Here is a 20706-nt window from a genome sequence, read left to right as displayed (position 1 = left end):
GTAAATAGAATGAAATTACTTGAAACATTTATCACCCAAGTCATAGCCAACAGCCAGTACGAAGAATTGGACCGCATCTATCTGACTAACCGAGTCATGGCCCTAGTGGGAGAAGATGGTCTTGACACTGAAACGAGATCAGAACAACTTATTGATTTAAAAGATGAATTGGTTGCTTTAGCTGTGCAAAATGGTATGTGTGGGGAATTATTGGAAGAGCAGGATATCGTTGGTGCTGAGTTGATGGATTTCATCACACCACCTCCTAGTCAGGTGAATCAGGATTTCTGGCAAACCTATGAAATTCAACCAGAGCAGGCGATTGCTGATTTTTATCGCTTGAGCAAGGCCAATGATTATGTAAAAGTAAAGGCGATCGCAAAGAATATCTATTATCAGGTGCCAACAGAATATGGAGAGTTGGAGATTACGATTAACTTATCCAAACCTGAGAAGGATCCCAAGGCGATTGCACAAGCGAAATTGGTAAAATCCTCTACTTATCCACAATGCCAGCTTTGCATGGAAAATGAGGGCTATCAAGGACGAATCAATCATCCAGCTCGTGCCAACCACCGCGTCATCCGCTATGAGATAAACAACGAAACATGGGGTTTCCAGTACTCGCCATATGCTTATTTCAATGAGCACTGTATTTTCTTCTATGGGCAACATGAGCCAATGAAAATCAGCGAGCTGACCTTTGAGCGCTTACTGAATATTGTAGACCAGTTTCCGGGTTATTTTGCAGGTTCAAATGCGGATTTGCCAATTGTTGGAGGTTCAATCCTGACTCATGAACATTATCAAGGAGGTCGTCATACCTTTGCGATGGAAGTAGCGCCAGTCGAATATTCCTTTGTTGTCAAAGGGTTTGAAGATGTGACTGCTGGGATTGTCAAATGGCCGATGTCTGTCATTCGGATCAGTGGGGAAGATAAGCAACGTCTGGTGGAATTGGCTTCTAAAGTTCTCACTGTCTGGCGAGACTATTCTGATGAAACGGTAGGGATTCGTGCTTTTTCAAACGGACAGCCACATCATACGATTACGCCGATTGCGCGTAAAAAAGAGGGCCGCTTTGAATTGGATTTGGTCTTGCGGGACAATCAAACTTCAGAGGACTTTCCAGATGGCCTGTATCATCCACATCCAGATGTGCAACATATCAAGAAGGAAAATATAGGCTTGATTGAGGTGATGGGCTTAGCGATTTTACCACCACGTTTGAAAGAAGAGTTAAAGGTAGTTGAAGCGTACTTGCTTGATCAAGTGGAGGCGGTTGACGCTTACCATCAAAAATGGGCAGATGACTTAAAATCTCAGTATCATGGAAAAATTACAGTTGAAAATGTAACCCAGGTTGTACAAGGCGAAGTGGGGAAGGTCTTTAGTCGTGTCCTAGAAGATGCAGGTGTTTATAAGCGGACAGCAGAAGGACAAGCAGCTTTTCATCGCTTCATCCAACAATTAGGAATTCAGTAAAAAATCCTCCATTTGGGGGATTTTTTGGTATACTGATAGGGTACTATTCTAAAAATAGAAGTGAGAATGATGCAAAAAACAACAAAAGGGACATGGTTGACCTTGATTGCGGGACTTTCATGGGGGATTTCAGGGGTGTCTGGTCAGTATTTGCTGAGCCATGGTCTACATGTTAATCTCCTGACAAGTCTACGCTTATTGATAGCGGGTCTTTTTTTGACAGGACTTGCTTATGTTAATGATAAAGAGAAATTGGTTCGTATGTTACGTTCAAAACAAGAAGTGGGCAGATTGATGTTATTTGCTCTTTTTGGGCTTCTCCTCAATCAATACGCCTACCTCAGTGCCATTCAGTATACCAATGCTGGCACAGCAACGGTTTTACAATATGTCACCCCTATTTTGGTACTCCTCTACACTTGTTTGCGAGATCGTATCTTTCCTTCTTGGACGGAAGTTGTAGCGATTGTATTAGCCATAGGGGGCACCTTTGTCATGGCTACTCATGGAAATCTAAGCGAGCTAGCGATTACACCCTTGGGTTTATTTTGGGGAATTTTGTCTGCCTTTACTTATTCAGCCTATCTGTTAATTCCAGTTAAACAAATCAAGGAATATGGTAGTCTGCATGTGATTAGTCTTAGTATGTTATTTGGTGGGTTTCTCTTTCCTGTCATCACCCAGTCATGGCAATATTCTTTTGAAGTGACGGGGATGAACCTACTGGCCTTATTTGGAATTGTGGGAATTGGGACGGTCTTTGCCTATACCATTTTTTTGCACGGAGTTAGTATGATTGGAGCAGTCAAAGGGAGCTTATTGGCAAGTGTTGAGCCTGTGGCCAGTGTGTTGTTGACGGTTGTGCTGATGGGGACTTCTTTTTCAGTTAGTGACTTTTTGGGCATGGTCTTGATTATTGCAGCAGTTCTTCTCATTTCTATCCGCGATTTGGTAGCCAGCCAGAAGAGGCAATGGAAAAAATAAAAATTTTTAAAAAATTTTAAGGTTTCTTTAAGGAAGGCTCGTTACAATAGATTTATTCTTTTTCATATATCTCCTGAAAACACTGTTCTCATGACTGAGGGCGGTGTTTTCTTTTTTCCGCAAAATTTACAACTCCTAGGATAGAAGGAGGTACATTTGGAAGTTTATTGTCAAATAGGGTTGACAATATATATAATATTTGTAGAGATTTTGGAGGTATATATGAAAACATTAGGTAAAGCATTGGCTAATAAAATAGCAGCAGTCATTGTAGTTGTTTTAATTGTAGTTGGTATTGGAGTTTGGGGGAAATCACAGTTATTTGGTGGAACGACTTCAGCAGAATATCAGTTTGTTATCAAGCGATTTCCTAAGAAGAGCCAATTAGTAGTGGCGGATGCAGATGTTGCAACAAAGGCTAATAAAGAATTTAATTCAGATATGACGAAAGATTGGCCAGAATGGGCAGACTTTATAGCAGATTTAATTGTCAGCCGTAAAGTTGAAGTAACAATGCCAGTTAAAACAGAATTTAAACTAGAGTTGGAAGATTTGGGAAAGGAAGATATTTCTATTAAAAATAATGTATTGACCTTTAACAAACCACTATTGGTATATGTTGATTCACAAAAGGTCGGAGAGTCAAAGGTCAAAAAATCGTCAAGTGGAATACTTGATAAGGGAGTAGACCTTGTGACCGGAAGTCAAAAAGCTATGGAGTTTTTGGAAGAAAAAAGTCAAGATGCTATTCATGCTACAAGTAATGAAGTCATGAACGACAAAGAGCGTCAGAAGAAAGTGGCAAAATTCTCAGAGGTAGCCTTGGAAAATCTATTAAATTTGAATTCTGAACAGGAATTGGATGTCCAAATTAGTGTGGACGATCTAGAATTTAAGAATATTGATCCTAAAAAATAATATGAGAGTGGGAGAAAAATCGGTCATTCGCTAGAATTCGATTTCCTCTCATCTGTCAAAAGTCTAGGGTTCGGGCTGTCCAGTCTCCCAACTACTACGTCTTACTTAATGAGACATAATAAAATAAAGAAACTAGGATTTGATCCCAGTTTCTTTTTTGTGACTAAACCTGCTAATTTCCTAGAAATATGGTACAATGAATTGATTATATCTTTGGGAGAATGATGTGACGATTGAACAGTATATGCCGGATTTTGCGGTGGAAAAGGCCTATGATGTGACGGTGGAAAGTTTACAGCGCGAAAAAATTAGGGCTGTCTTTGTGGATTTGGACAATACCCTGATTGCTTGGAACAATCCAGATGGGACGCCGGAGATGCGACAATGGCTCCACGATTTGCGGGACGCAGGTATCCGTGTAGTAGTGGTTTCTAATAATAATCATGAGAGAGTCAAGCGGGCAGTGGATAAATTTGGGATTGACTTTGAGTCTCGTGCCATGAAACCTTTTACGCGTGGAATTAAACGCGCCATGAAGCGGTTTGGAATAGAAAAAAATGAGGTCGTGATGATTGGGGATCAGTTAATGACGGATATCCGTGCTGCTCATCGGGCAGGGATTCGCTCGATTTTGGTGAAGCCTTTGATTGAGACCGATTCTTGGCAGACCCAGTTCAATCGATGGCGTGAGCGTCGGATGAAGAAAAAAATCACCGAAAAGTACGGTCCAATGACTTATAAGAAGGAAATTTAGATGGAAGAATTATTTTGTATCGGCTGTGGAGCAATCATTCAAACAACAGACAAGATGAAGGCGGGCTTCACTCCCCAATCGGCTTTAGAAAAGGGATTAGAAACAGGACAACTCTATTGCCAACGGTGTTTCCGTCTGCGTCACTATAATGAAATTTCAGACGTCAATATCTCTGATGATGAGTTTCAAAAACTGCTTCATGAAGTGGGGGACAGTGATGCTCTAGTGGTCAATGTGATCGATATTTTTGATTTCAATGGTTCTGTCATTCCGGGTCTCTCTCGCTTTGTATCGGGGAATGATGTTCTTTTGGTCGGAAATAAGCGGGACATTTTGCCCAAGTCAGTGAAAACGGGGAAGGTCACCCAATGGTTGACCGAACGGGCGCATGAAGTAGGGCTTCGTCCAGTGGATGTAGTCTTGACTTCTGCCCAAAACAAACAGGCTATCAAGGAGTTGATTGAGAAAATTGAGCAGTACCGCAAGGGACGAGATGTCTACGTGGTTGGTGTGACCAATGTCGGAAAATCAACACTCATCAATGCTATTATCCAAGAAGTTACAGGTGATAAGGATGTGATTACGACATCACGTTTCCCTGGGACAACACTGGATAAGATTGAAATTCCCTTGGATGATGGCTCTCATATTTTTGATACACCGGGGATTATCCATCGTCACCAGATGGCGCATTATTTGACTGCGAAAAACCTCAAGTATATTAGCCCCAAAAAAGAAATCAAACCAAAAACTTACCAGCTCAATCCCGAGCAAACTCTTTTTCTTGCAGGTTTAGGGCGTTTTGATTTCATTGCTGGGGAAAAGCAGGGCTTTACAGCTTTCTTTGAAAATACCTTGGAGCTCCATCGGACAAAGCTTGCAGGCGCTAGCGAATTTTACCAAAAACACGCAGGAAGTCTCTTGACACCACCTTCTACAAAGGAAATGCCAGATTTCCCAGAATTGATCCGTCATGAATTTACTATCAAAGAAAAGACAGATGTCGTCTTCTCTGGTCTGGGCTGGATTCGGGTCAATGGCAATGCGAAAATTGCGGCTTGGGCTCCAAAGGGAGTGGACGTCGTACTGCGCAAGGCGATTATCTAAGCAATCATTTGGGTGACATATTGGTATCTATCTATATAATGGAGGTGTACTCATGAAGAAGGTTGTCAGTGCTTTATTGTTACTGGTTGTCGGGATTGTTGGAGCAATTATATGGTGGTATTGGCCAAGTGAAGTACAGCCAGTTGTACCCAAGATAGATGAAATCCAAGAAGTTCGCGTCACTCAGCCAGATGATACGGTGATTCCGTTGGACATGGAAGAGAAGATTATCTCCTTTGTCTACTTTGCCAAGGATTCTCGCAAGACACGTCAGAAAAGTGTGAATGACCAGCCCAATAAAGAATTGATGGCAACGCAGGTAGAATTGCTTCTTAAAAATGGAAGTAGTAAGATGTTTTATATCTATCAGGACGGATTTTTCAAGAAAACTTACCTCGAAATCCCCTATGATGGCATCTACGAGATGGAGTACTCATTGTCAGACTGGTTGTCTGGAAAACTAGATTATTAGCTCTGCTATTAGAGAAAAGGAGAAATTATGACATTAACATCTAAACAACGTGCGTTTTTGAACAGTCAAGCGCATACCATGAAACCAATCGTGCAGATTGGCAAGAACGGTCTCAATGACCAAATCAAGACCAGTATTCGAAACGCCCTGGATGCGCGTGAATTGATTAAGGTTAAATTGCTACAAAATACGGATGAAAATATCCATGAAGTGGCAGAAATCCTCGAAGAAGAAATTGGTGTGGAATCTGTTGCCAAAACAGGTCGCGTCTTGACTCTCTTTAAGGTCTCTGCCAAGAAAGAAAATCGGAAACTATCTGCAAAAGTAAAAGAAATCTAAGCTTGCTTTGGAGAAATAGAAAAAAATCTTCTTACAAAATGTAGGAAGATTTTTTTGGTTCAATTAGTTGTCTAAAAATGGTTGATAGGCTTCTGTTAATTTTGTGAGCAGTATAGCCTTTTCCTCTTCCGCAGCAAAAGAACCTCGGATGGCGTCCTGGTTGTGTTGTAGGAATTCAGCAGCAGTCGTTGCAAAATAGTCTACGAAGAGCCCATATTCTCTTGTTAAATTGGTGTCAGATACCGTTCGATTATCCGTATTGATGGAAATGTTTGCCCCTGCCTCTTTCAGAGCTAAGTAAGGGAAATCCTCGATGGTTTGGATAGCTTTGGTTTGGAAATTGGAGACTAGGCAGAGTTCGGCAGTCGTATTGGCTTCGACAAAGTTTTGGATGACCTCTGGGTGATGTGTGATAGCAGTGGTGTGCCCTGTACGCTTGATACCAAGAGCGATGGCTTGGGCAATATTGGCGACACAACCACATTCTCCAGCATGAAAGGTCATCGGATAGCCTAGAGATTGGGCGCATCGGATGCCATCGGCCACCGTTTCGATTGGGAAATCAGCCTCGTTTCCAGCAAAGTCCATGCCGACCACGTGAGACTGATTGGCAGCCTTTGTTTCTGTAAACATCCGTTTATTAAGTTCTATCGGCTGTTGGCGTAAGCCACAAATCAAAGCTTTAGCGACAATTCCAAATTCTTCTTCTGCCTGTTTTAGACCTTGGCAGACAGCTTCGATGACTTCTGCCACGCTTAGCCCTTTATCTGTTGAGAGTTCAGGTGCGAAACGTATTTCAGTATACATTACATTTTCTTCCGCAGCTTGTCTAGCAACATCATAGGCAGCTAGTGCTAATGCTTCCTGCGTTTGTAACAAGGGACGGATGAAATCAAATGTTTGCAAGTATTCATTTAGACTTGTAATATCTGGAGCTGCTGTCACTAAGGCTTTTAGTTCGTTGTCACTGTCAGGAATAGCAATGTCCTCTAACTTTGCTAAGCGTCGAATTGTAGGCAAGGAAAGGGAACCGTCAAGATGACAGTGTAATTCAGTTTTTGGTAACTATTTTAACCAATCTCGTTCCATAGAATCCTCCTCTTAAGAAGTGTTTTTCTATCCTAACATAAAATTATTAAAATTACATAAAGAATCCATAAGGATTCACTATTTTTTATTTAAAATGGGAAGAGAATTGGTGCACCGGTTTGCTGAAAAAAAGTATTCGGAATTTTTTGTTTACAAAATGAAGAGTGGATAGAGATAACATAACAAAGTGAAGCTTATGAGAGCATAAAAGATGCCGAAGCGGATTGCTTGGATGGGTTTGTAAAATCGGACCAAGGCCAGTAAGCACCATGCAAGGAGTACTAAGATAAACCAGCCGGATAACAACCGAAGGGGAGTTGGTCCATAGAAAAAGATATAGAGTCCAAATAGCTTCCAACTGGCTAAGAGGGCGAGTAGTGTAGTGAAGACAAAGAGGACTGTAATGGCGATTCGTGTCCCTTTTTGGTCCCATAAGGGTCTTTTAGAGACGAAATAAAAGGCTGCAAGCACTCCAAAATTCAAGAGGGCCACTCGAACTAATTGCCAGAAACCAGCTACTGCAACGGTTGAGGCGTCTTGTGGAGAAATTTTACTGGTTGTTTCAAGAATCTGACCGACTTCACTGATACCAACGACAAAGAAGAGGGCGTAAGTCAAGCAGAGACTACCGATTAGAATGTACGCAGTGATTGGAGGAAAGATTTGTAGAGGACGGAGAGCCTGATGAAATGATTGATAGGTCAGGCTTGTTTTATCTTGATGTAGAAGGCCGCCAGTAATTAAACCATATAGCCACCATGCAATTGGGAAGCTTAGGAAACCTTTTATAATAATGGTCAATAAGCTGATATCAAGAAAGAATGTCTCGAAAAATTGTTCGATAACTGTTCCCCAATGATTGGTCACTGCTGCAAAGTTTTGTGATACCTGACTGAGTTGGCTCCAGACGAAAAGGACTAGGAGACAGGAAGCGCTCAAACTAATGAGGATAAATAGTACTTGTCTGAATTTGGAAGTGAGGAGAGGTGAATCAGACTTGTCCTCCTCTGTTGTTGGTTTTTGGCGAAGAATCTGAAGTGCGAGTAAGAAATGCCGAAGGGGTAGGGTAATGGTTCCTCGGATACTGTCAAACCAAACCATGATTCCGAGTCGCCCCTGCACTAGCCATCCTGTTCGAGCCAATACATAAAAAATAAAAGAAAGATGGAGGGCTAGATATTGAAAGACTTCTAACTGAAAATGAAAGCCCCAAATACTAAGAACAAGTGCTTGTCCTAACGTGATGATTGCAAATAGGGAGGCTTCAATCTTATTTCCCCCAATGGTGTTCATCTTCTGGAAGGGAATTTCCAGTTGGTTACTAAGGAACTCAACCAACCCTACCAATCCGATAGCAATAGGGAAAAAGTAGAGAGGGCTATCATCGAAAAAGGCAGTGATGTAGAGATAGGCGATTGCATAGAACAGAATAGTTGCGCGTCTGAAAGACTGTAATTGATGGTCTGTTAATGGATCAAATAAAGTGGGACGATAGTGGTCTTCAATTTTCGTATTGGATACATGAAGTGGTTGAGCTTGAATGATTCCATCAGCTATTCTCCTTGCTTTCTTCATCTGGGACATATTCAAGAATATCTCCGGGTTGGCAACCTAATTCACGACAAAGTGCGTTCAATGTTGAAAAACGGATGGCTTTTGCCTTGTTATTTTTAAGAATAGATAGGTTGGCGGGCGTGAGTTCAATCAGTTCGGCTAAACGTCCTGCACTGATTCGCTTTTGTGCCATGATAATGTCGAGATTGATTTGGATCATAGGTCACTCCTTAAATTGTGTAGTCAACTTGCTCTTGTAGCTCTACTGCCTTGCCAAAAGCGTTACGAATGACGCGGATGATAAGTGTGAGTAGGCTGCAAGCAACGGTAATCAGTAACATTGGGAGATAAGCAGTCAAGCCCATAAAGAGTGATAAAACGGCAACAAGTGCTACTTCCCATCCCAAAAGTCGCAAGCTATGAACATTCTCAGGGATAAAGACATGATTGTGTCCAATTCGTGCCACTAATTGATAGAGATGCACAATACAAAGCAGGGCTAAAATCCCCAGCACATATCCGAATGAAAGCAAGACCCAAAAACGTGTATCTCCTTCAAAGAATGGGCTGGGGTGAGCGATTACCAGTTTAACAACCCAACTTCCTGTACACATGAGGAGAAGCGAGGCAATAAACAGGACAATTAATGATAATTTTGTGAGTAAAATACTCATATCTTCCTGTGAAATAGTTTTTTGAGACATAGAATCCTCCAGTTATTTAATTTTGTAGTAAGGATAGGATAACATTATTTTTATCGATAATCAACAAAAAAACATTAAAAAACGATAATAATATATTGAAAAAGGATAAAACAAGAAGCTGTATTTTGTAATCAATGGCTTTCCTTGTCTTTTAACTGAAGAATTTGGTCAAGTACTGAAAACGGGGGACAACTTTTTCTTTTCCTGTAAATATGCTATAATGGAGAGTACAATGATACGAGGAGAGAGTACCATGGCATTAGAACTCTTAACGCCTTTTACCAAGGTGGAGTTAGAGACAGAAGAAAAGAAAACAGACCGAAAACAAGTAGGAATTTTGGGTGGGAATTTTAATCCTGTTCACAATGCTCACTTGGTCGTGGCGGATCAGGTACGTCAGCAACTGCAATTAGACGAAGTTCTGCTCATGCCTGAATTTACTCCACCACATGTTGATAAGAAAGAGACCATTGATGAATTTCACAGGCTCAATATGCTCAAGATGGCCATTGCTGGGATTGAGGGTTTGGATATTGAAACCATTGAGCTGGAGCGTCGAGGCATTAGCTATACCTACGACACTATGAAACTCTTGATTGAGCAGAATCCTGACACAGACTACTATTTCATTATCGGTGGAGATATGGTGGATTATTTACCAAAATGGTATCGAATCGATGAATTGGTACAGATGGTACAGTTTGTTGGCGTGCAACGTCCCCGTTACAAGGCTGGGACTTCTTATCCGATTATCTGGGTGGATGTACCACTGATGGACATTTCCTCTAGCATGGTGCGCGACTTTATCAAGCAAGGTAGGACACCAAACTTTATGTTGCCACATGAGGTACTAGATTATATCGAAGAAAAAGGGCTCTACCTATGAACTACAAAGATTATGTAGCTTTCTCTCGTGAGGAAATTCTGGAAAAGGTAGCAGTTGCTATGTCTGAGAAGCGCTTCAAGCATGTGTTAGGTGTGGAACAAGCTTCGCTGGAATTAGCAGAGAGATATGGTTGCGACAAGACGAAGGCTAGCTTGGCTGCTCTCTTACATGATTATGCGAAAGAGCGTGACGATGCAGTTTTTCTAGAGAAAATTGAGCAGGAAGGGCTGGATGCTGACCTGAAAAACTGGGGCAATAATATCTGGCATGGTGTGGTTGGCGCTTATCTGATTGCGGAAGAGTTTGGACTGAAAGATTTAGAAATTTTCCAAGCCATTCAACGCCATACGATTGGAGCCGATGAGATGACCTTGCTAGACAAGGTGCTTTATGTAGCAGACTATATTGAACCGGGACGTGATTTTCCAGGAGTAGATGAGGCGCGTGCGATTGCTAGGCAAGATTTGGACAGGGCCGTTGCCTTTGAAACGGCTCGGACCGTCGCTCATCTAGCCAAGAAGGGAATTCCCATCTATCCGCAGACTATTGGAACCTATAATGCTTATGTGAAGTATTTGAAAAAATGAATAAAGGAATGTACATGAAAAAAGAAGAATTATTAGAACTGGTTGTCCGTGCAGCGGATGACAAACGAGCAGAGGACATTGTCGCTCTTGACTTAGAGGGGCTGACCAGCTTGACAGATTGCTTTGTTATCTTGAATGCTACTAATACGCGTCAGTTGGATGCTATCGCGGAAAATATCCGTGAAAAGGCACTTGAAGCAGGTCATCGTGCTGCTCATATTGAGGGCGATGCCAATAGTGGTTGGATTTTGATTGATTTGGGCGATGTGATTGTCCATGCCTTCTCAGAAGAAGAACGTGCTCATTACAACTTAGAAAAACTCTGGCACGAAGCACCAGTGGTGGATGTGACAGCGTACCTTGCATAAAAAAGTAGACCTTGCCGATGGCAAGGTTTTTGAGAAATAAAATGGAAAGGTCGGGCGAGGAAAGTGAGCCCGATGGGCGATTGTTGCCACTGTAGTGAAAAGAACCTAGCTTTTGTGAGCTAGGTTCGAGGGAAATAGAAAAACGTAGATTTTCGATTTAAGAATGGAACTGCGAAGCAGGTCGCTTCTGCCCCACTACCAAGGGCAACAATCAAAAAAAGAAAAAAGATTATGGAAAAAAATTACGAAAAATTTGCATCGGTTTACGATGCCATCATGGACGACTCACTTTATGATTTGTGGACAGACTTTTCGCTCCGCCATTTGCCAAAAGCAAAAGACAAGAAAAAACTCTTGGAATTGGCTTGCGGGACTGGGATTCAGTCAGTTCGTTTTGCGCAGGCAGGCTTTGAGGTGACAGGATTTGACCTCAGCCAAGAGATGCTGAATATTGCAGAAAAACGAGCAGCATCTGCTAAGAAGCACATCGCTTTTCAGCAGGGCAATATGATGGACCTGTCTGAGTTAGGAACTTTTGATTTTGTCACTTGCTACTCGGACTCGCTCTGCTATTTGCAGGATGAGGTGGAGGTTGGTGATACCTTTAAAGAGGTTTACGCGCACCTCAATGAGGGCGGTACTTTTATCTTTGATGTGCACTCGACGCATCAGACAGATGAGGTTTTCCCAGGTTACTCCTACCATGAAAATGCGGATGACTTTGCCATGGTTTGGGATACTTACGAAGACGAAGCGCCGCACTCTGTCGTACATGAGCTAACCTTCTTCCTTCGGGACGAAGATGGACGATTCACCCGTTACGATGAGGTTCATGAAGAACGGACTTACGATATGTTGACCTACGACATCCTCTTGGAACAAGCAGGCTTTAAATCGTTCAAGGTTTACGCTGACTTTGAAGATAAAGAACCAACAGAGACCAGCAAGAGATTGTTCTTTGTGTGTCAGAAGTAGGGAAATACAATTTTAGCCCACTCAAGAGAGTGGGCTTTTTTGCTGCTCTTGTACTTTCAAACAGGCTTGTTTAAGAAAAGGTTCAGAAATTTTTAGAATTACTTTAGATTTAGAAGGTAGAATACCTCTACTAGCATATTGGAAAGCAGGTGGCATATGAAAATACTAAAAAAACATGCTTATACTATTTTATTTACAACAGTTTTACTAGGTGCAAATACTTATGTACTGGCTAAGACATTTGTGATTCCTGAAGCGATGTCTTCCGTTGAGGTTTCCTCTCAGTCTAAGATAACAAATACAATTGCTACACAATCGAATTCCACTGGTCAAGTAACTCAAACTGAAACAAGTTATTCAGATGATCATATATCTGTAGAAATTGAGACGAAACGTGTCAATGAGACAACAGTTTATGTGGCAGATATTCGATTGAGTGATGCTTCGTACCTAAAAACGGCACTGGCTCAAAATACCTATGGGACCAATGTTACTGAGACAACGTCGTCACAAGCAGAAGGAGTTGGAGCCATATTTGCTATCAATGGAGATTATTATGGAGCAAATAGTACTGGATATGTGATAAAAAATGGAACTTTATACCGCGATTCACAGCGTAGTTCAGATGATGAGGATTTGGTTGTTTATGAAGATGGTCATTTTGGTACGATTTCCGAAAGTGATACGAGTGCTCAGGAATTAGTAGAGGCTGGTGTAGTTCAGACCTTTGCATTTGGACCAACTTTGGTTTCAGATGGTGAGATAGCCGTTTCAACGACTGATGAGGTAGGACGGGCTATGTCTGATAATCCGCGAACAGCAATTGGTATCGTTGAAGAAAGTGACGGCAGTCTCCACTATATTGTCGTCGTATCAGATGGTCGAACAAGTGAGTCTTCAGGGCTAACTCTTAACGAGTTGGCAGAGGTGATGCAGTCTTATGGTGTGACAACAGCTTATAATCTGGATGGCGGTGGTTCTTCAACGATGTACTTTAATGGTCAGGTTGTCAATAACCCAACAACGAATGGGAATACAATCAAAGAAAGGGCGGTGAGTGATATTGTTTACATCGGTTACTAAAAAAACATTAAAAAAAGGGACTTTCAGTTACTTGGGATTATCTCTTTTCCTTATCTTGTTCACATATGTTTATGAACAATTTAGCTATGGAGAAAGCTCATGGTATATGCGGGGGATGTTTCTCATCCCTCTGGTCGGAGCACTTGTTTTTCTTTTAGCAGTGCTCCAAGAAACTTGGTTACGTTATCGTTTGTCCTATGTACTTTTTAATTCAGCTATCGCGATATTGGTCAGTGGTTGTCTTATAAAGGGTATTATTGAAATTTCGGGTCGAAGTACTAGTTTGGAGCAACCTTACTGGATTGTTGGAGCATTGTTCCTGGGGGCAAGTTTCCTTAGTGGATGGATGGGCAAGTCCCCCAAATAGTCTAAATCGTCAGTTATCACAAATAGAAAGAAGGTAGTTATGAAAGTCATTATTCCAAGTTATGAACCAGATGACAGGTTGGTCAAGGTTGTCAAAGAAGTAAGAGAGCAGTTGCCACAAGGTGAAATACTGGTTATTAACGATGGCTCTTCTGTCGAATATGATGATTATTTTGACCAAGTTTCAGACCTCGGTGCTATCGTACTAAGTCATTCACATAACAAGGGAAAGGGCGCCGCACTTAAGACAGCCTTTTCGTATCTTGTAGAACATGGCAGAGCAGATGATATGATTGTGACAATTGATAGTGATGGTCAACATCTTGTATCTGATATGGTGAAGGTAGCTAATGCGGTCAATGTGGAAGAAAGAGTTATTATTCTAGGTGCTAGGGCTTTTGTGGGTCAAGTACCTTTTAGAAGCCGGTTTGGAAATACAGTGACAGCAGGTTTATTTCGTCTAGTAACAGGTCAGGCTATCACGGATACTCAAACTGGTCTGAGGGCATTTCCGAGTCAGCTACTACCTTGGTTGTTGCAGTTAGAAGGAGATCGTTTTGAGTATGAATTTAAGATGTTACTAGAAGCCAAGGGAGGCAATGTGGAACTAATAGAAGTACCTATTGAGACAGTGTACATTGAAGAAAATAGTCGTTCACATTTTCGTCCAATTGTGGATTCTATTAGAATTTATACACCTTTCCTTAAATTTTCAGGAATTGCACTGACGGCTGCTGTTGTTGATATGGTTTTACTCCTCATCATGATGTTATGGACGAAAAATCTGCTACTTTCCATCATTGTTGCGAGGATTTTAAGTGCTCTAACTCAGTTTTATTTGAATGCCAATCATGTATTTCATCGAACAAGTAACTCTTTTAGACGATTAGCGAGATATGGATTATTAGCCTTATTTTTGCTGGCTTGTAATTATGTTTTGATCCAAAGTCTTATTAGTGTAGGGATAGGATTAGTCATTGCTAAAATCGTTACAGAAGTCATTTTATTTATTCTCAGTTACCGCATGCAGCACACCTTAGTGTTCGTTTGAGAAATAGTATAGAAAGCTTGTGATATATGACTATCGCAAGCTTTTTGTCTGTGATATGACATGATAGCTAGGGCAGACTGGTTTAGCGATTAAACACCTCTATAACCTGTCTCTCAGAATTATCACTGTCAATCATTTCGGACGACGGTCAAGGCAAGATAAAACCCCTCCGATAAATTGAAGGGGACGTTTTAAAGATTCTTTTTCTTTTTAGCTTTTGTAGATAAGCTGATATCAGAAACATGGAGTTTTGTTTTAAGGCTTTGAATTAATTCAAAATCATCAACAGGGCTGTTGAGATGAATTTCATAATCCACTGTCAAAGCATGTTGTTCTTGATTGCTCTTTAGGCTGACTAACTGGTAATGGTGACAAAAATCTTGAAAAATATGATTGATTATCTCCTGAGTATCTGTGTAGTAGTGATAAGTCATACGTAAATAACGACTTGAAGGTAAGGTATGTCTAGCTAGTCTTCTATCAAGAAAAAACCAAATAGTGAGTAGAAAGATAGTGATTAAAAGAGCAAGGAGAAGAAAACCTGAACCAACGGAAAGCCCAATTATCATTGCCATAAAGATAGCAAGCAGTTCTCTTGAACCACTGGTAGCGGAACGAAAGCGAATGAGTGAGAATACTCCTGCTACTGCAATACCTGTACCGAGACTTCCATTGACAAGAAAAATCATAAAAGCGATTAAACTTGGTAGTAACGTGAGTGTCGTAGCAAATTCTTTGGTATAAAGTGTTCGGTAGCGATAAACCCACGATAAAGCTAGTCCAAGGACAAGGCTAATCACCAAGGCTAGTAAAAGAAGCAAGGGATTTACGGATGTCGTTGTTGTTTGAAAGACACTGTCAAAAATATTAGGCATGCGCCAACCCCCTTTCTTTAACCAAGGCAGGTCGTGGAGAGTAAGGAATGTTTTGAGATTTATGGTAAGCAGCAGTATATTTGGAAAATTTAATCTGGGTCAGCTTATGTTTGTCCAAGATTTCCTGTAACCAAGCTGGCTTGTCTTCAGCAGCTTTAATCTCCATAATCAGTTGATTATCAGGCATTAGTGGTTCTGATTCTTTGCTTTGGTAATTGGTAACTTGGTAGTCACGATAGCAAAGGTTTTGGTCAAATGTGATACGAACCTTGTCTTCGATATCTTTTTTCTGTTTAAGTGAGAAACGGTCATAAGAAATAAAGATACGTGGAATCAGCTCGTCATAGCGTTTTCTAAGGGTTAAGATGTCATTTACATAGTCGCTATTTTTCAGATTCGAGCAGATTGTGCCAGTTGTCAATAAATTTGTGATGGCTGCAGGTGTAGAAATAATGCGAAATTTATGACCAACTCCTTGAGCATCCTTTTGTTTGACTTCTAAAAAGGCTTGACTATCAGAGGTTGGATGAGAGAGATAGCTGCGCATCCGAATTTTTTCACGTAGATTTCTGCCAGCCAAGGCGTCCTTAATGACATCAAAGTTTTCTGTATCAAAGTAGATATTTGTGATGGTAGAGGTTGGATGATCATCTTCTGTGAGATAGTGTTTTAAATCCGCCATTAAAGTAGCTAGGTTCTCTTTTTCAATGATATATTTGGTCTCAATGCGCTTGAATGTTGTTTGAAGGGTCTGTGACATAAACTTAATTCTCCTTTTAAAATAAGATATGAAGGGTATTTTAAAGGAGAAAACTAAAAGATTTTTAAAAATCAGCTAGGTCTCAAATTGCTTTAAGGATTCTTTAGGAAAATTTTCAGAATGGTTTTAGACTACTCCGTTATAGTAGAGGCATCAAATGAACACGAGGAAATAGTATGTTATTCAAAAAATCACACAAATTAGTATTTACCAGCCTAACAACCCTAGCCTTATTAGCTGGTTGTTCATCGGCATCTGCACAAAATTCAGAGAAAACCTCAACAACGACAAGTAGCCCAACTCAAAATAAATTAACCTCAGAAAATTCTTCTTATTTTACAGAACAAGATCAAGTAGCAACTTATGATGAAGCAAGTGCTACAAAGATCCAATTGGCTAATGCAACAGCTACAGTATCAGGTGAGGGAGTCGATGTAGCGGGGTCAACTGTCACCATTTCAAAAGCAGGGACTTATGTCATTTCTGGAGAATCAGAAGGTGTCCAAGTTGTTGTTACGGCAGGTGATAGTGACAATGTGCAACTGGTCCTAGATAATGCGACCATGTCTGCTAGTGGAGCTCCTATTTCAGTAACATCTGCCAAACATGTTACGGTTACTTTAGCAGAAGGTAGTCAGAATCAGTTGGCAGATTCAACCTCAAATAATGATGAAGATGCGGATGCGGCCTTGTTTTCAAAAGTTGATTTAACCATTAATGGCAGTGGCCGATTGACTGTCGAAGGAAAGCGTAATAATGGCATCAAGGCAAATGATACCCTGCACATTACAGGAGGAACATTTGACATCACAGCTGCTGGCGATGCCTTTAATGTAAATGATGAACTTAATATTAAAGATACAACGATGACGATTACGGCAACTGAGGATGCTGTGAAAGTAGACAATGATGAGGATCTTAGCGTTGGTAATATGTATCTTGCTAATAACACGATGACCATCTCTGCTGGAGATGATGCGATTCATGCTTCTGGAAATCTTGTGATTGATAGCGGAAATTACACTGTATCCCAATCAACAGAAGCTATTGGAGGAAAATCTATTACCATTAATGACGGAACAATTGATGTTTATGCAACAGATGATGGTATCAATGCGGCCAATGCTTCAGCATCCGCTAGTGAAATTTTCATTATCATAAACGGAGGAGATATTAAGGTAGAAGTTGGTCAGGGAGACACTGATGCGATTGATTCAAATGGGGACCTTACAGTAACGGGAGGTACATTAGATATTACAGCACAGTCTGCTTTTGATTTTGATGGCCAGGTTTCATATACTGGAGGTACGATCATAGTGAATGGTGAGGAGCAAAGTGAAATTGTTGCAACAGGGCCAGGCCAAGGAGGTGGATTTGGAAGAAGATAGGAATAACTAGATTTAATCAACAACAGTTATGAAAGGTAGGTAGCTAGAAAATAGTGACATGCCTTTTGAGTGATTTGGATACGATTGAGAAAGTTGAATTTCATTTGACAACTGACACTATCTTTGTTATTCTAAACATACAAAAGGAGTTGGGCGCCTACCCAACTCCGACATAGGACCGTTTTAAAGACGGGACGGATAGATAATAACAGTAAAACCGCTATATCAAACCGTGCAAAGTTGGATAGGTAGCGGTTTTACTGTTTTACTTTTTTCGATCGTTAAAAGTCAGAATGGCTAGAATCAATAGACCAAACTCTAACATCAGCTGTAACGCCTCTGCAACAGCCATGACAGGATCTCCTTAAGTTAGTAGGTTTAGCCATAAGCATCAGCCCCTTCAAATTGGATTTCCGTCCCGCTCCTTTTGGAACTTTCTTATATCTATTTATTCGGAAATTTTGAGAAAATTGTGGGATAGTTAATAGGCATAGACACCCCCATCTTAATCAAAATCAGATATAAATGTGACATGATTTTCTTATTCAGAAGATGATAACTGATAAACTAGTTGTCTGTTGTAAACCAAGTGGAAAGCCCTAAACCAAGGGCTTTTTGTGGTATAATGAAATTAGATTAAGAATTATCGCTCACTATTTTGAGCGATAAAATGAGCGATAAGGAAATCGAAGTTTTTGAGCAAGTGCGAACCTACCTACAAAAAAACGATGAGATTTCACATAGTCAATTACAAAAACTAGAAGGGTTTAGTGAAGCGTCAGCAAGCCTACTATGATAGCCTATCGCTCAGCATTCATCAGAACGATGACACTATCTTTATCGAGTTTATGTTAGACGCTATTTTAGAAACTTTACAAGATTATTCGCTCACTAATTCGCTCAAAGATGTGAGCGAAATAATGAGCGAAAAAGAACAGGAAGTGTTTAAAGTTATAGGGGATTATCTTGCTCATTCACCAAGTATGACTAGTAAAGACTTGCAAGAGCTATTGGGTGTAAGTCCTGCTACAGCAAGACGCTACCTTTCAGGTTTTGCTCAAAAGGGATTACTGAGGGTATCGGGCTCAACGAAAGGCAAGTCCTATTTCCTTGCCCAAAACTGATTAGAAAGGAACCACATATGACCACAACAGGCATCATTGCCGAATTTAACCCTTTCCACAATGGACACAAGCACCTTTTGGCGCAGGCAGAAGGGGTGAAGATTGTTGCCATGAGTGGGAATTTCATGCAGCGGGGGGAGCCTGCCCTCATTGACAAGTGGACGCGGGCGCAGATGGCGCTGGCGCATGGGGCTGACCTCGTGGTGGAGCTCCCCTTCCTCGTCTCCGTCCAGTCCGCCGACCATTTCGCCCAGGGCGCAGTTGACATTTTGCATCGTCTTGGCATCGACACACTGGCATTTGGCACGGAGGAAGTTCTTGATTATCAGCGTTTTTCAGGTGTTTATGAGGAAATGGCAGAGCAGATGGAGGCTTTTATCCAAACGCTCCCAGATGACTTGTCCTACCCGCAAAAAACGCAAAAGATGTGGGAAACCTTTGCAGGGATTGACTTTTCAGGAGATACCCCCAATCACATTCTTGGTTTAGCTTACGCAAAAGCCTGCGCTGGAAAGAATATTCGATTACAGCCCATTCAGCGTATCGGAGCAGGCTTTCACTCGGAAGAAAAAATAGAGATTGCCTCGGCAACTGCCATCCGTAAGCATCTTTCTGACCAAGCTTTTGTGGAAAAGTCAGTACCAAGTAGTGACTTGATCCTCAATTCTCCACAGGTATCTTGGGAGGATTATTTTCAATTGTTGAAATACCAAATTTTAACAAATCCAGATTTAACACAGATTTTCCAAGTCAATGAAGAACTAGCTAATCGTATCCGCTTCTCTATTCGGAGCGTAGCGACGGTAGAAGACCTTGTGGACGCTGTTGCGACCAAACGCTATACCAAGGCGCGCGTGCGACGATTATTGACTTATATCTTGGTCAATGCTGTGGAAAAACCGCTGCCAGAAGCCGTCCATGTCCTCGGATTTACCAACAAAGGACGCGAACACCTCAAAACGGTGAAAAAGTCTGTGGAAATCGTCGCTCGAATCGGCGCAGAACCATGGGATGCACTCACGCAGCAAGCAGATGCCATCTACCAGCTGGGAGACATGAGAATTGCAGAGCAGACCTGGGGGCGGGTGCCGATGAGGGGGATTGAATGAGAGAAAATGTATTTAGCATTTTAGAAAATAAATCGGATAGTCTGATTTCGAAATCTTACAATCTTTTGATGTTGGTAACGATATTTCTTAGTATTGTGCCGTTGATGTTTAAAGAACACTTATTAGTGTTTACAGTGTTTGAATATGTTACAACAGCTCTGTTTTGTATGGATTACATCTTACGATGGATAACATCTGATCTCAAGTTAGGGAGGGGAAAAGCGTCGTTTTTCTTCTATCCATTGACTATTATGGCAATAGTGGACTTACTGTGTATTTTACCAACATTCTTTGTACTGAGTAATAGTTTAAAGTTATTAAAAGTAGTTAGAATGGGGCGCTTGTTGCGACTATTTAAGATTGTTCGCTATTCAAAAAATATTGCGATTTTGACCAATGTGATGAAGAAACAGAGAGAGGCTCTGTTATTAGTCATAGTGCTAGCAACGGGCTACATTCTTTTCACGGCCTTGTTAATGTTTACTGTTGAACCGACAACATTTGATACTTTTTTTGATGCATTATATTGGGCAACAATTTCTCTTACTACAGTTGGCTATGGGGATATCTTTGCTGTATCAACATTGGGAAAATTAATTACAATGGTCTCGTCCGTACTAGGAATTGCCATTGTTGCTTTACCTGCTGGTATTATTACAGCTGGTTATATGAATGAGATTATGAAAAATCATTGATTTCTTAAACATACCAAAAGAGCTGTCATGCGA

At 41.0% G+C, this 20706-nt stretch carries 23 protein-coding genes and 1 pseudogene; 17 read left to right on the top strand and 7 right to left on the bottom strand.

Annotated elements, in window-relative coordinates; translation table 11 throughout:
• Nucleotides 1–9 precede the first annotated feature (9 nt).
• From galT to yhbY, 7 genes are all read left to right on the top strand, one after another.
• Complete coding sequence (galT, locus tag A3I9_RS0108690) at nucleotides 10–1485, top strand: UDP-glucose--hexose-1-phosphate uridylyltransferase (protein WP_018378658.1); 1476 nt, start codon at nucleotides 10–12, stop codon at nucleotides 1483–1485.
• A 69-nt stretch (nucleotides 1486–1554) separates the two neighbouring features.
• Complete coding sequence (locus A3I9_RS0108685; protein ID WP_026217408.1) at nucleotides 1555–2469, top strand: DMT family transporter; 915 nt, start codon at nucleotides 1555–1557, stop codon at nucleotides 2467–2469.
• Between the two features lie 222 nt (nucleotides 2470–2691).
• Nucleotides 2692–3387, top strand: a complete 696-nt coding sequence (locus A3I9_RS0108680) for a hypothetical protein (protein ID WP_018378656.1) — start codon at nucleotides 2692–2694, stop codon at nucleotides 3385–3387.
• Between the two features lie 226 nt (nucleotides 3388–3613).
• A complete protein-coding gene (locus A3I9_RS0108675; protein WP_018378655.1) occupies nucleotides 3614–4141 on the top strand; it encodes a YqeG family HAD IIIA-type phosphatase in 528 nt (175 codons plus the stop codon).
• Nucleotides 4142–5248, top strand: a complete 1107-nt coding sequence (gene yqeH / locus A3I9_RS0108670) for a ribosome biogenesis GTPase YqeH (protein WP_018378654.1) — start codon at nucleotides 4142–4144, stop codon at nucleotides 5246–5248.
• Between the two features lie 52 nt (nucleotides 5249–5300).
• Nucleotides 5301–5720 carry a DUF5301 domain-containing protein gene (locus A3I9_RS0108665; protein ID WP_018378653.1) on the top strand — a complete coding sequence of 140 codons (420 nt, stop codon included), beginning with the start codon at nucleotides 5301–5303 and terminating at the stop codon, nucleotides 5718–5720.
• Between the two features lie 27 nt (nucleotides 5721–5747).
• Nucleotides 5748–6059, top strand: coding sequence for a ribosome assembly RNA-binding protein YhbY (gene yhbY, locus A3I9_RS0108660; RefSeq protein ID WP_018378652.1), 312 nt, complete (start codon nucleotides 5748–5750; stop codon nucleotides 6057–6059).
• Between the two features lie 63 nt (nucleotides 6060–6122).
• Here the strand turns inward: yhbY and add are convergent.
• The 4 genes and pseudogenes from add to A3I9_RS0108640 form a co-directional block, all read right to left on the bottom strand.
• Nucleotides 6123–7124 (bottom strand): annotated as a pseudogene (add, locus tag A3I9_RS12745) (adenosine deaminase); the annotation flags it as partial.
• A gap of 174 nt (nucleotides 7125–7298) precedes the next feature.
• Nucleotides 7299–8723 (bottom strand): DUF4153 domain-containing protein, encoded by a 1425-nt coding sequence (locus A3I9_RS0108650; RefSeq protein WP_018378650.1) that lies wholly within the window; start codon nucleotides 8721–8723, stop codon nucleotides 7299–7301.
• A complete protein-coding gene (locus A3I9_RS0108645; protein WP_018378649.1) occupies nucleotides 8698–8922 on the bottom strand; it encodes a helix-turn-helix domain-containing protein in 225 nt (74 codons plus the stop codon). Before A3I9_RS0108645 ends, A3I9_RS0108650 begins: the two co-directional genes overlap by 26 nt.
• A gap of 10 nt (nucleotides 8923–8932) precedes the next feature.
• Complete coding sequence (locus A3I9_RS0108640) at nucleotides 8933–9406, bottom strand: DUF2975 domain-containing protein (RefSeq protein ID WP_018378648.1); 474 nt, start codon at nucleotides 9404–9406, stop codon at nucleotides 8933–8935.
• A gap of 253 nt (nucleotides 9407–9659) precedes the next feature.
• Between A3I9_RS0108640 and A3I9_RS0108635 the strand changes: the two genes are divergently transcribed.
• The 6 genes from A3I9_RS0108635 to A3I9_RS0108605 all read left to right on the top strand — a co-directional run bounded on the left by A3I9_RS0108635 (nucleotide 9660) and on the right by A3I9_RS0108605 (nucleotide 14722).
• Entirely contained in the window at nucleotides 9660–10292 is a 633-nt protein-coding gene (locus A3I9_RS0108635; RefSeq protein WP_018378647.1) for a nicotinate-nucleotide adenylyltransferase, read from the top strand.
• On the top strand, nucleotides 10289–10879 hold the full coding sequence (gene yqeK / locus A3I9_RS0108630; RefSeq protein ID WP_018378646.1) for a bis(5'-nucleosyl)-tetraphosphatase (symmetrical) YqeK: 591 nt from the start codon (nucleotides 10289–10291) through the stop codon (nucleotides 10877–10879). The genes A3I9_RS0108635 and yqeK overlap by 4 nt, the downstream gene beginning before the upstream one ends.
• A 14-nt stretch (nucleotides 10880–10893) precedes the next feature.
• Entirely contained in the window at nucleotides 10894–11247 is a 354-nt protein-coding gene (rsfS, locus tag A3I9_RS0108625; RefSeq protein WP_018378645.1) for a ribosome silencing factor, read from the top strand.
• 231 nt (nucleotides 11248–11478) lie between these two features.
• Nucleotides 11479–12222, top strand: coding sequence for a class I SAM-dependent DNA methyltransferase (locus A3I9_RS0108620; protein WP_018378644.1), 744 nt, complete (start codon nucleotides 11479–11481; stop codon nucleotides 12220–12222).
• A 156-nt stretch (nucleotides 12223–12378) separates the two neighbouring features.
• On the top strand, nucleotides 12379–13305 hold the full coding sequence (locus tag A3I9_RS0108615) for a phosphodiester glycosidase family protein (RefSeq protein WP_018378643.1): 927 nt from the start codon (nucleotides 12379–12381) through the stop codon (nucleotides 13303–13305).
• 406 nt (nucleotides 13306–13711) lie between these two features.
• Nucleotides 13712–14722, top strand: a complete 1011-nt coding sequence (locus A3I9_RS0108605) for a bifunctional glycosyltransferase family 2/GtrA family protein (RefSeq protein WP_018378641.1) — start codon at nucleotides 13712–13714, stop codon at nucleotides 14720–14722.
• Between the two features lie 191 nt (nucleotides 14723–14913).
• Here A3I9_RS0108605 and A3I9_RS0108600 read toward each other — a convergent pair whose 3' ends face one another.
• A complete protein-coding gene (locus A3I9_RS0108600) occupies nucleotides 14914–15597 on the bottom strand; it encodes a DUF4956 domain-containing protein (RefSeq protein WP_018378640.1) in 684 nt (227 codons plus the stop codon).
• Nucleotides 15590–16357, bottom strand: coding sequence for a polyphosphate polymerase domain-containing protein (locus A3I9_RS0108595; protein WP_018378639.1), 768 nt, complete (start codon nucleotides 16355–16357; stop codon nucleotides 15590–15592). Before A3I9_RS0108595 ends, A3I9_RS0108600 begins: the two co-directional genes overlap by 8 nt.
• A 176-nt stretch (nucleotides 16358–16533) precedes the next feature.
• Between A3I9_RS0108595 and A3I9_RS0108590 the strand changes: the two genes are divergently transcribed.
• A complete protein-coding gene (locus tag A3I9_RS0108590; RefSeq protein WP_018378638.1) occupies nucleotides 16534–17745 on the top strand; it encodes a carbohydrate-binding domain-containing protein in 1212 nt (403 codons plus the stop codon).
• A gap of 265 nt (nucleotides 17746–18010) precedes the next feature.
• Here A3I9_RS0108590 and A3I9_RS13870 read toward each other — a convergent pair whose 3' ends face one another.
• Entirely contained in the window at nucleotides 18011–18097 is an 87-nt protein-coding gene (locus tag A3I9_RS13870; protein WP_169333658.1) for a putative holin-like toxin, read from the bottom strand.
• A 418-nt stretch (nucleotides 18098–18515) separates the two neighbouring features.
• Here A3I9_RS13870 and A3I9_RS12740 point away from each other — a divergent pair, with 418 nt between their 5' ends.
• From A3I9_RS12740 to A3I9_RS0108570, 3 genes are read left to right on the top strand one after another with little or no spacing between them, the layout of a single operon-like run.
• Entirely contained in the window at nucleotides 18516–18869 is a 354-nt protein-coding gene (locus A3I9_RS12740) for a helix-turn-helix domain-containing protein (protein WP_018378637.1), read from the top strand.
• A gap of 17 nt (nucleotides 18870–18886) precedes the next feature.
• Nucleotides 18887–19978 (top strand): nucleotidyltransferase, encoded by a 1092-nt coding sequence (locus A3I9_RS0108575; protein WP_018378636.1) that lies wholly within the window; start codon nucleotides 18887–18889, stop codon nucleotides 19976–19978.
• Nucleotides 19975–20673, top strand: coding sequence for an ion transporter (locus A3I9_RS0108570; RefSeq protein ID WP_018378635.1), 699 nt, complete (start codon nucleotides 19975–19977; stop codon nucleotides 20671–20673). Before A3I9_RS0108575 ends, A3I9_RS0108570 begins: the two co-directional genes overlap by 4 nt.
• Nucleotides 20674–20706 lie beyond the last annotated feature (33 nt).

Origin of the sequence: Streptococcus ovis DSM 16829 (assembly GCF_000380125.1) — a bacterium.
Taxonomy (GTDB): domain Bacteria; phylum Bacillota; class Bacilli; order Lactobacillales; family Streptococcaceae; genus Streptococcus; species Streptococcus ovis.
Note: the sequence above shows the minus strand (reverse complement) of the source record. Positions and strands in the feature narration are given on the sequence as shown.

Bases quoted from the DNA above. Each gene is read 5' to 3' on its own strand.
- galT (WP_018378658.1), top strand. From the start codon at position 10: ATGAAATTACTTGAAACATTTATCACCCAAGTCATAGCCAACAGCCAG.
- A3I9_RS0108615 (WP_018378643.1), top strand. From the start codon at position 12,379: ATGAAAATACTAAAAAAACATGCTTATACTATTTTATTTACAACAGTT.
- A3I9_RS0108620 (WP_018378644.1), top strand. From the start codon at position 11,479: ATGGAAAAAAATTACGAAAAATTTGCATCGGTTTACGATGCCATCATG.
- A3I9_RS0108645 (WP_018378649.1), bottom strand. From the start codon at position 8,922: ATGATCCAAATCAATCTCGACATTATCATGGCACAAAAGCGAATCAGT.
- A3I9_RS0108595 (WP_018378639.1), bottom strand. From the start codon at position 16,357: ATGTCACAGACCCTTCAAACAACATTCAAGCGCATTGAGACCAAATAT.
- A3I9_RS0108685 (WP_026217408.1), top strand. From the start codon at position 1,555: ATGCAAAAAACAACAAAAGGGACATGGTTGACCTTGATTGCGGGACTT.
- A3I9_RS0108590 (WP_018378638.1), top strand. From the start codon at position 16,534: ATGTTATTCAAAAAATCACACAAATTAGTATTTACCAGCCTAACAACC.
- yqeH (WP_018378654.1), top strand. From the start codon at position 4,142: ATGGAAGAATTATTTTGTATCGGCTGTGGAGCAATCATTCAAACAACA.
- rsfS (WP_018378645.1), top strand. From the start codon at position 10,894: ATGAAAAAAGAAGAATTATTAGAACTGGTTGTCCGTGCAGCGGATGAC.
- A3I9_RS0108650 (WP_018378650.1), bottom strand. From the start codon at position 8,723: ATGAAGAAAGCAAGGAGAATAGCTGATGGAATCATTCAAGCTCAACCA.
- A3I9_RS0108640 (WP_018378648.1), bottom strand. From the start codon at position 9,406: ATGTCTCAAAAAACTATTTCACAGGAAGATATGAGTATTTTACTCACA.
- A3I9_RS0108605 (WP_018378641.1), top strand. From the start codon at position 13,712: ATGAAAGTCATTATTCCAAGTTATGAACCAGATGACAGGTTGGTCAAG.
- A3I9_RS0108680 (WP_018378656.1), top strand. From the start codon at position 2,692: ATGAAAACATTAGGTAAAGCATTGGCTAATAAAATAGCAGCAGTCATT.
- A3I9_RS0108570 (WP_018378635.1), top strand. From the start codon at position 19,975: ATGAGAGAAAATGTATTTAGCATTTTAGAAAATAAATCGGATAGTCTG.
- A3I9_RS0108665 (WP_018378653.1), top strand. From the start codon at position 5,301: ATGAAGAAGGTTGTCAGTGCTTTATTGTTACTGGTTGTCGGGATTGTT.
- A3I9_RS0108635 (WP_018378647.1), top strand. From the start codon at position 9,660: ATGGCATTAGAACTCTTAACGCCTTTTACCAAGGTGGAGTTAGAGACA.
- yqeK (WP_018378646.1), top strand. From the start codon at position 10,289: ATGAACTACAAAGATTATGTAGCTTTCTCTCGTGAGGAAATTCTGGAA.
- yhbY (WP_018378652.1), top strand. From the start codon at position 5,748: ATGACATTAACATCTAAACAACGTGCGTTTTTGAACAGTCAAGCGCAT.
- A3I9_RS0108575 (WP_018378636.1), top strand. From the start codon at position 18,887: ATGACCACAACAGGCATCATTGCCGAATTTAACCCTTTCCACAATGGA.
- A3I9_RS0108600 (WP_018378640.1), bottom strand. From the start codon at position 15,597: ATGCCTAATATTTTTGACAGTGTCTTTCAAACAACAACGACATCCGTA.
- A3I9_RS13870 (WP_169333658.1), bottom strand. From the start codon at position 18,097: ATGGCTGTTGCAGAGGCGTTACAGCTGATGTTAGAGTTTGGTCTATTG.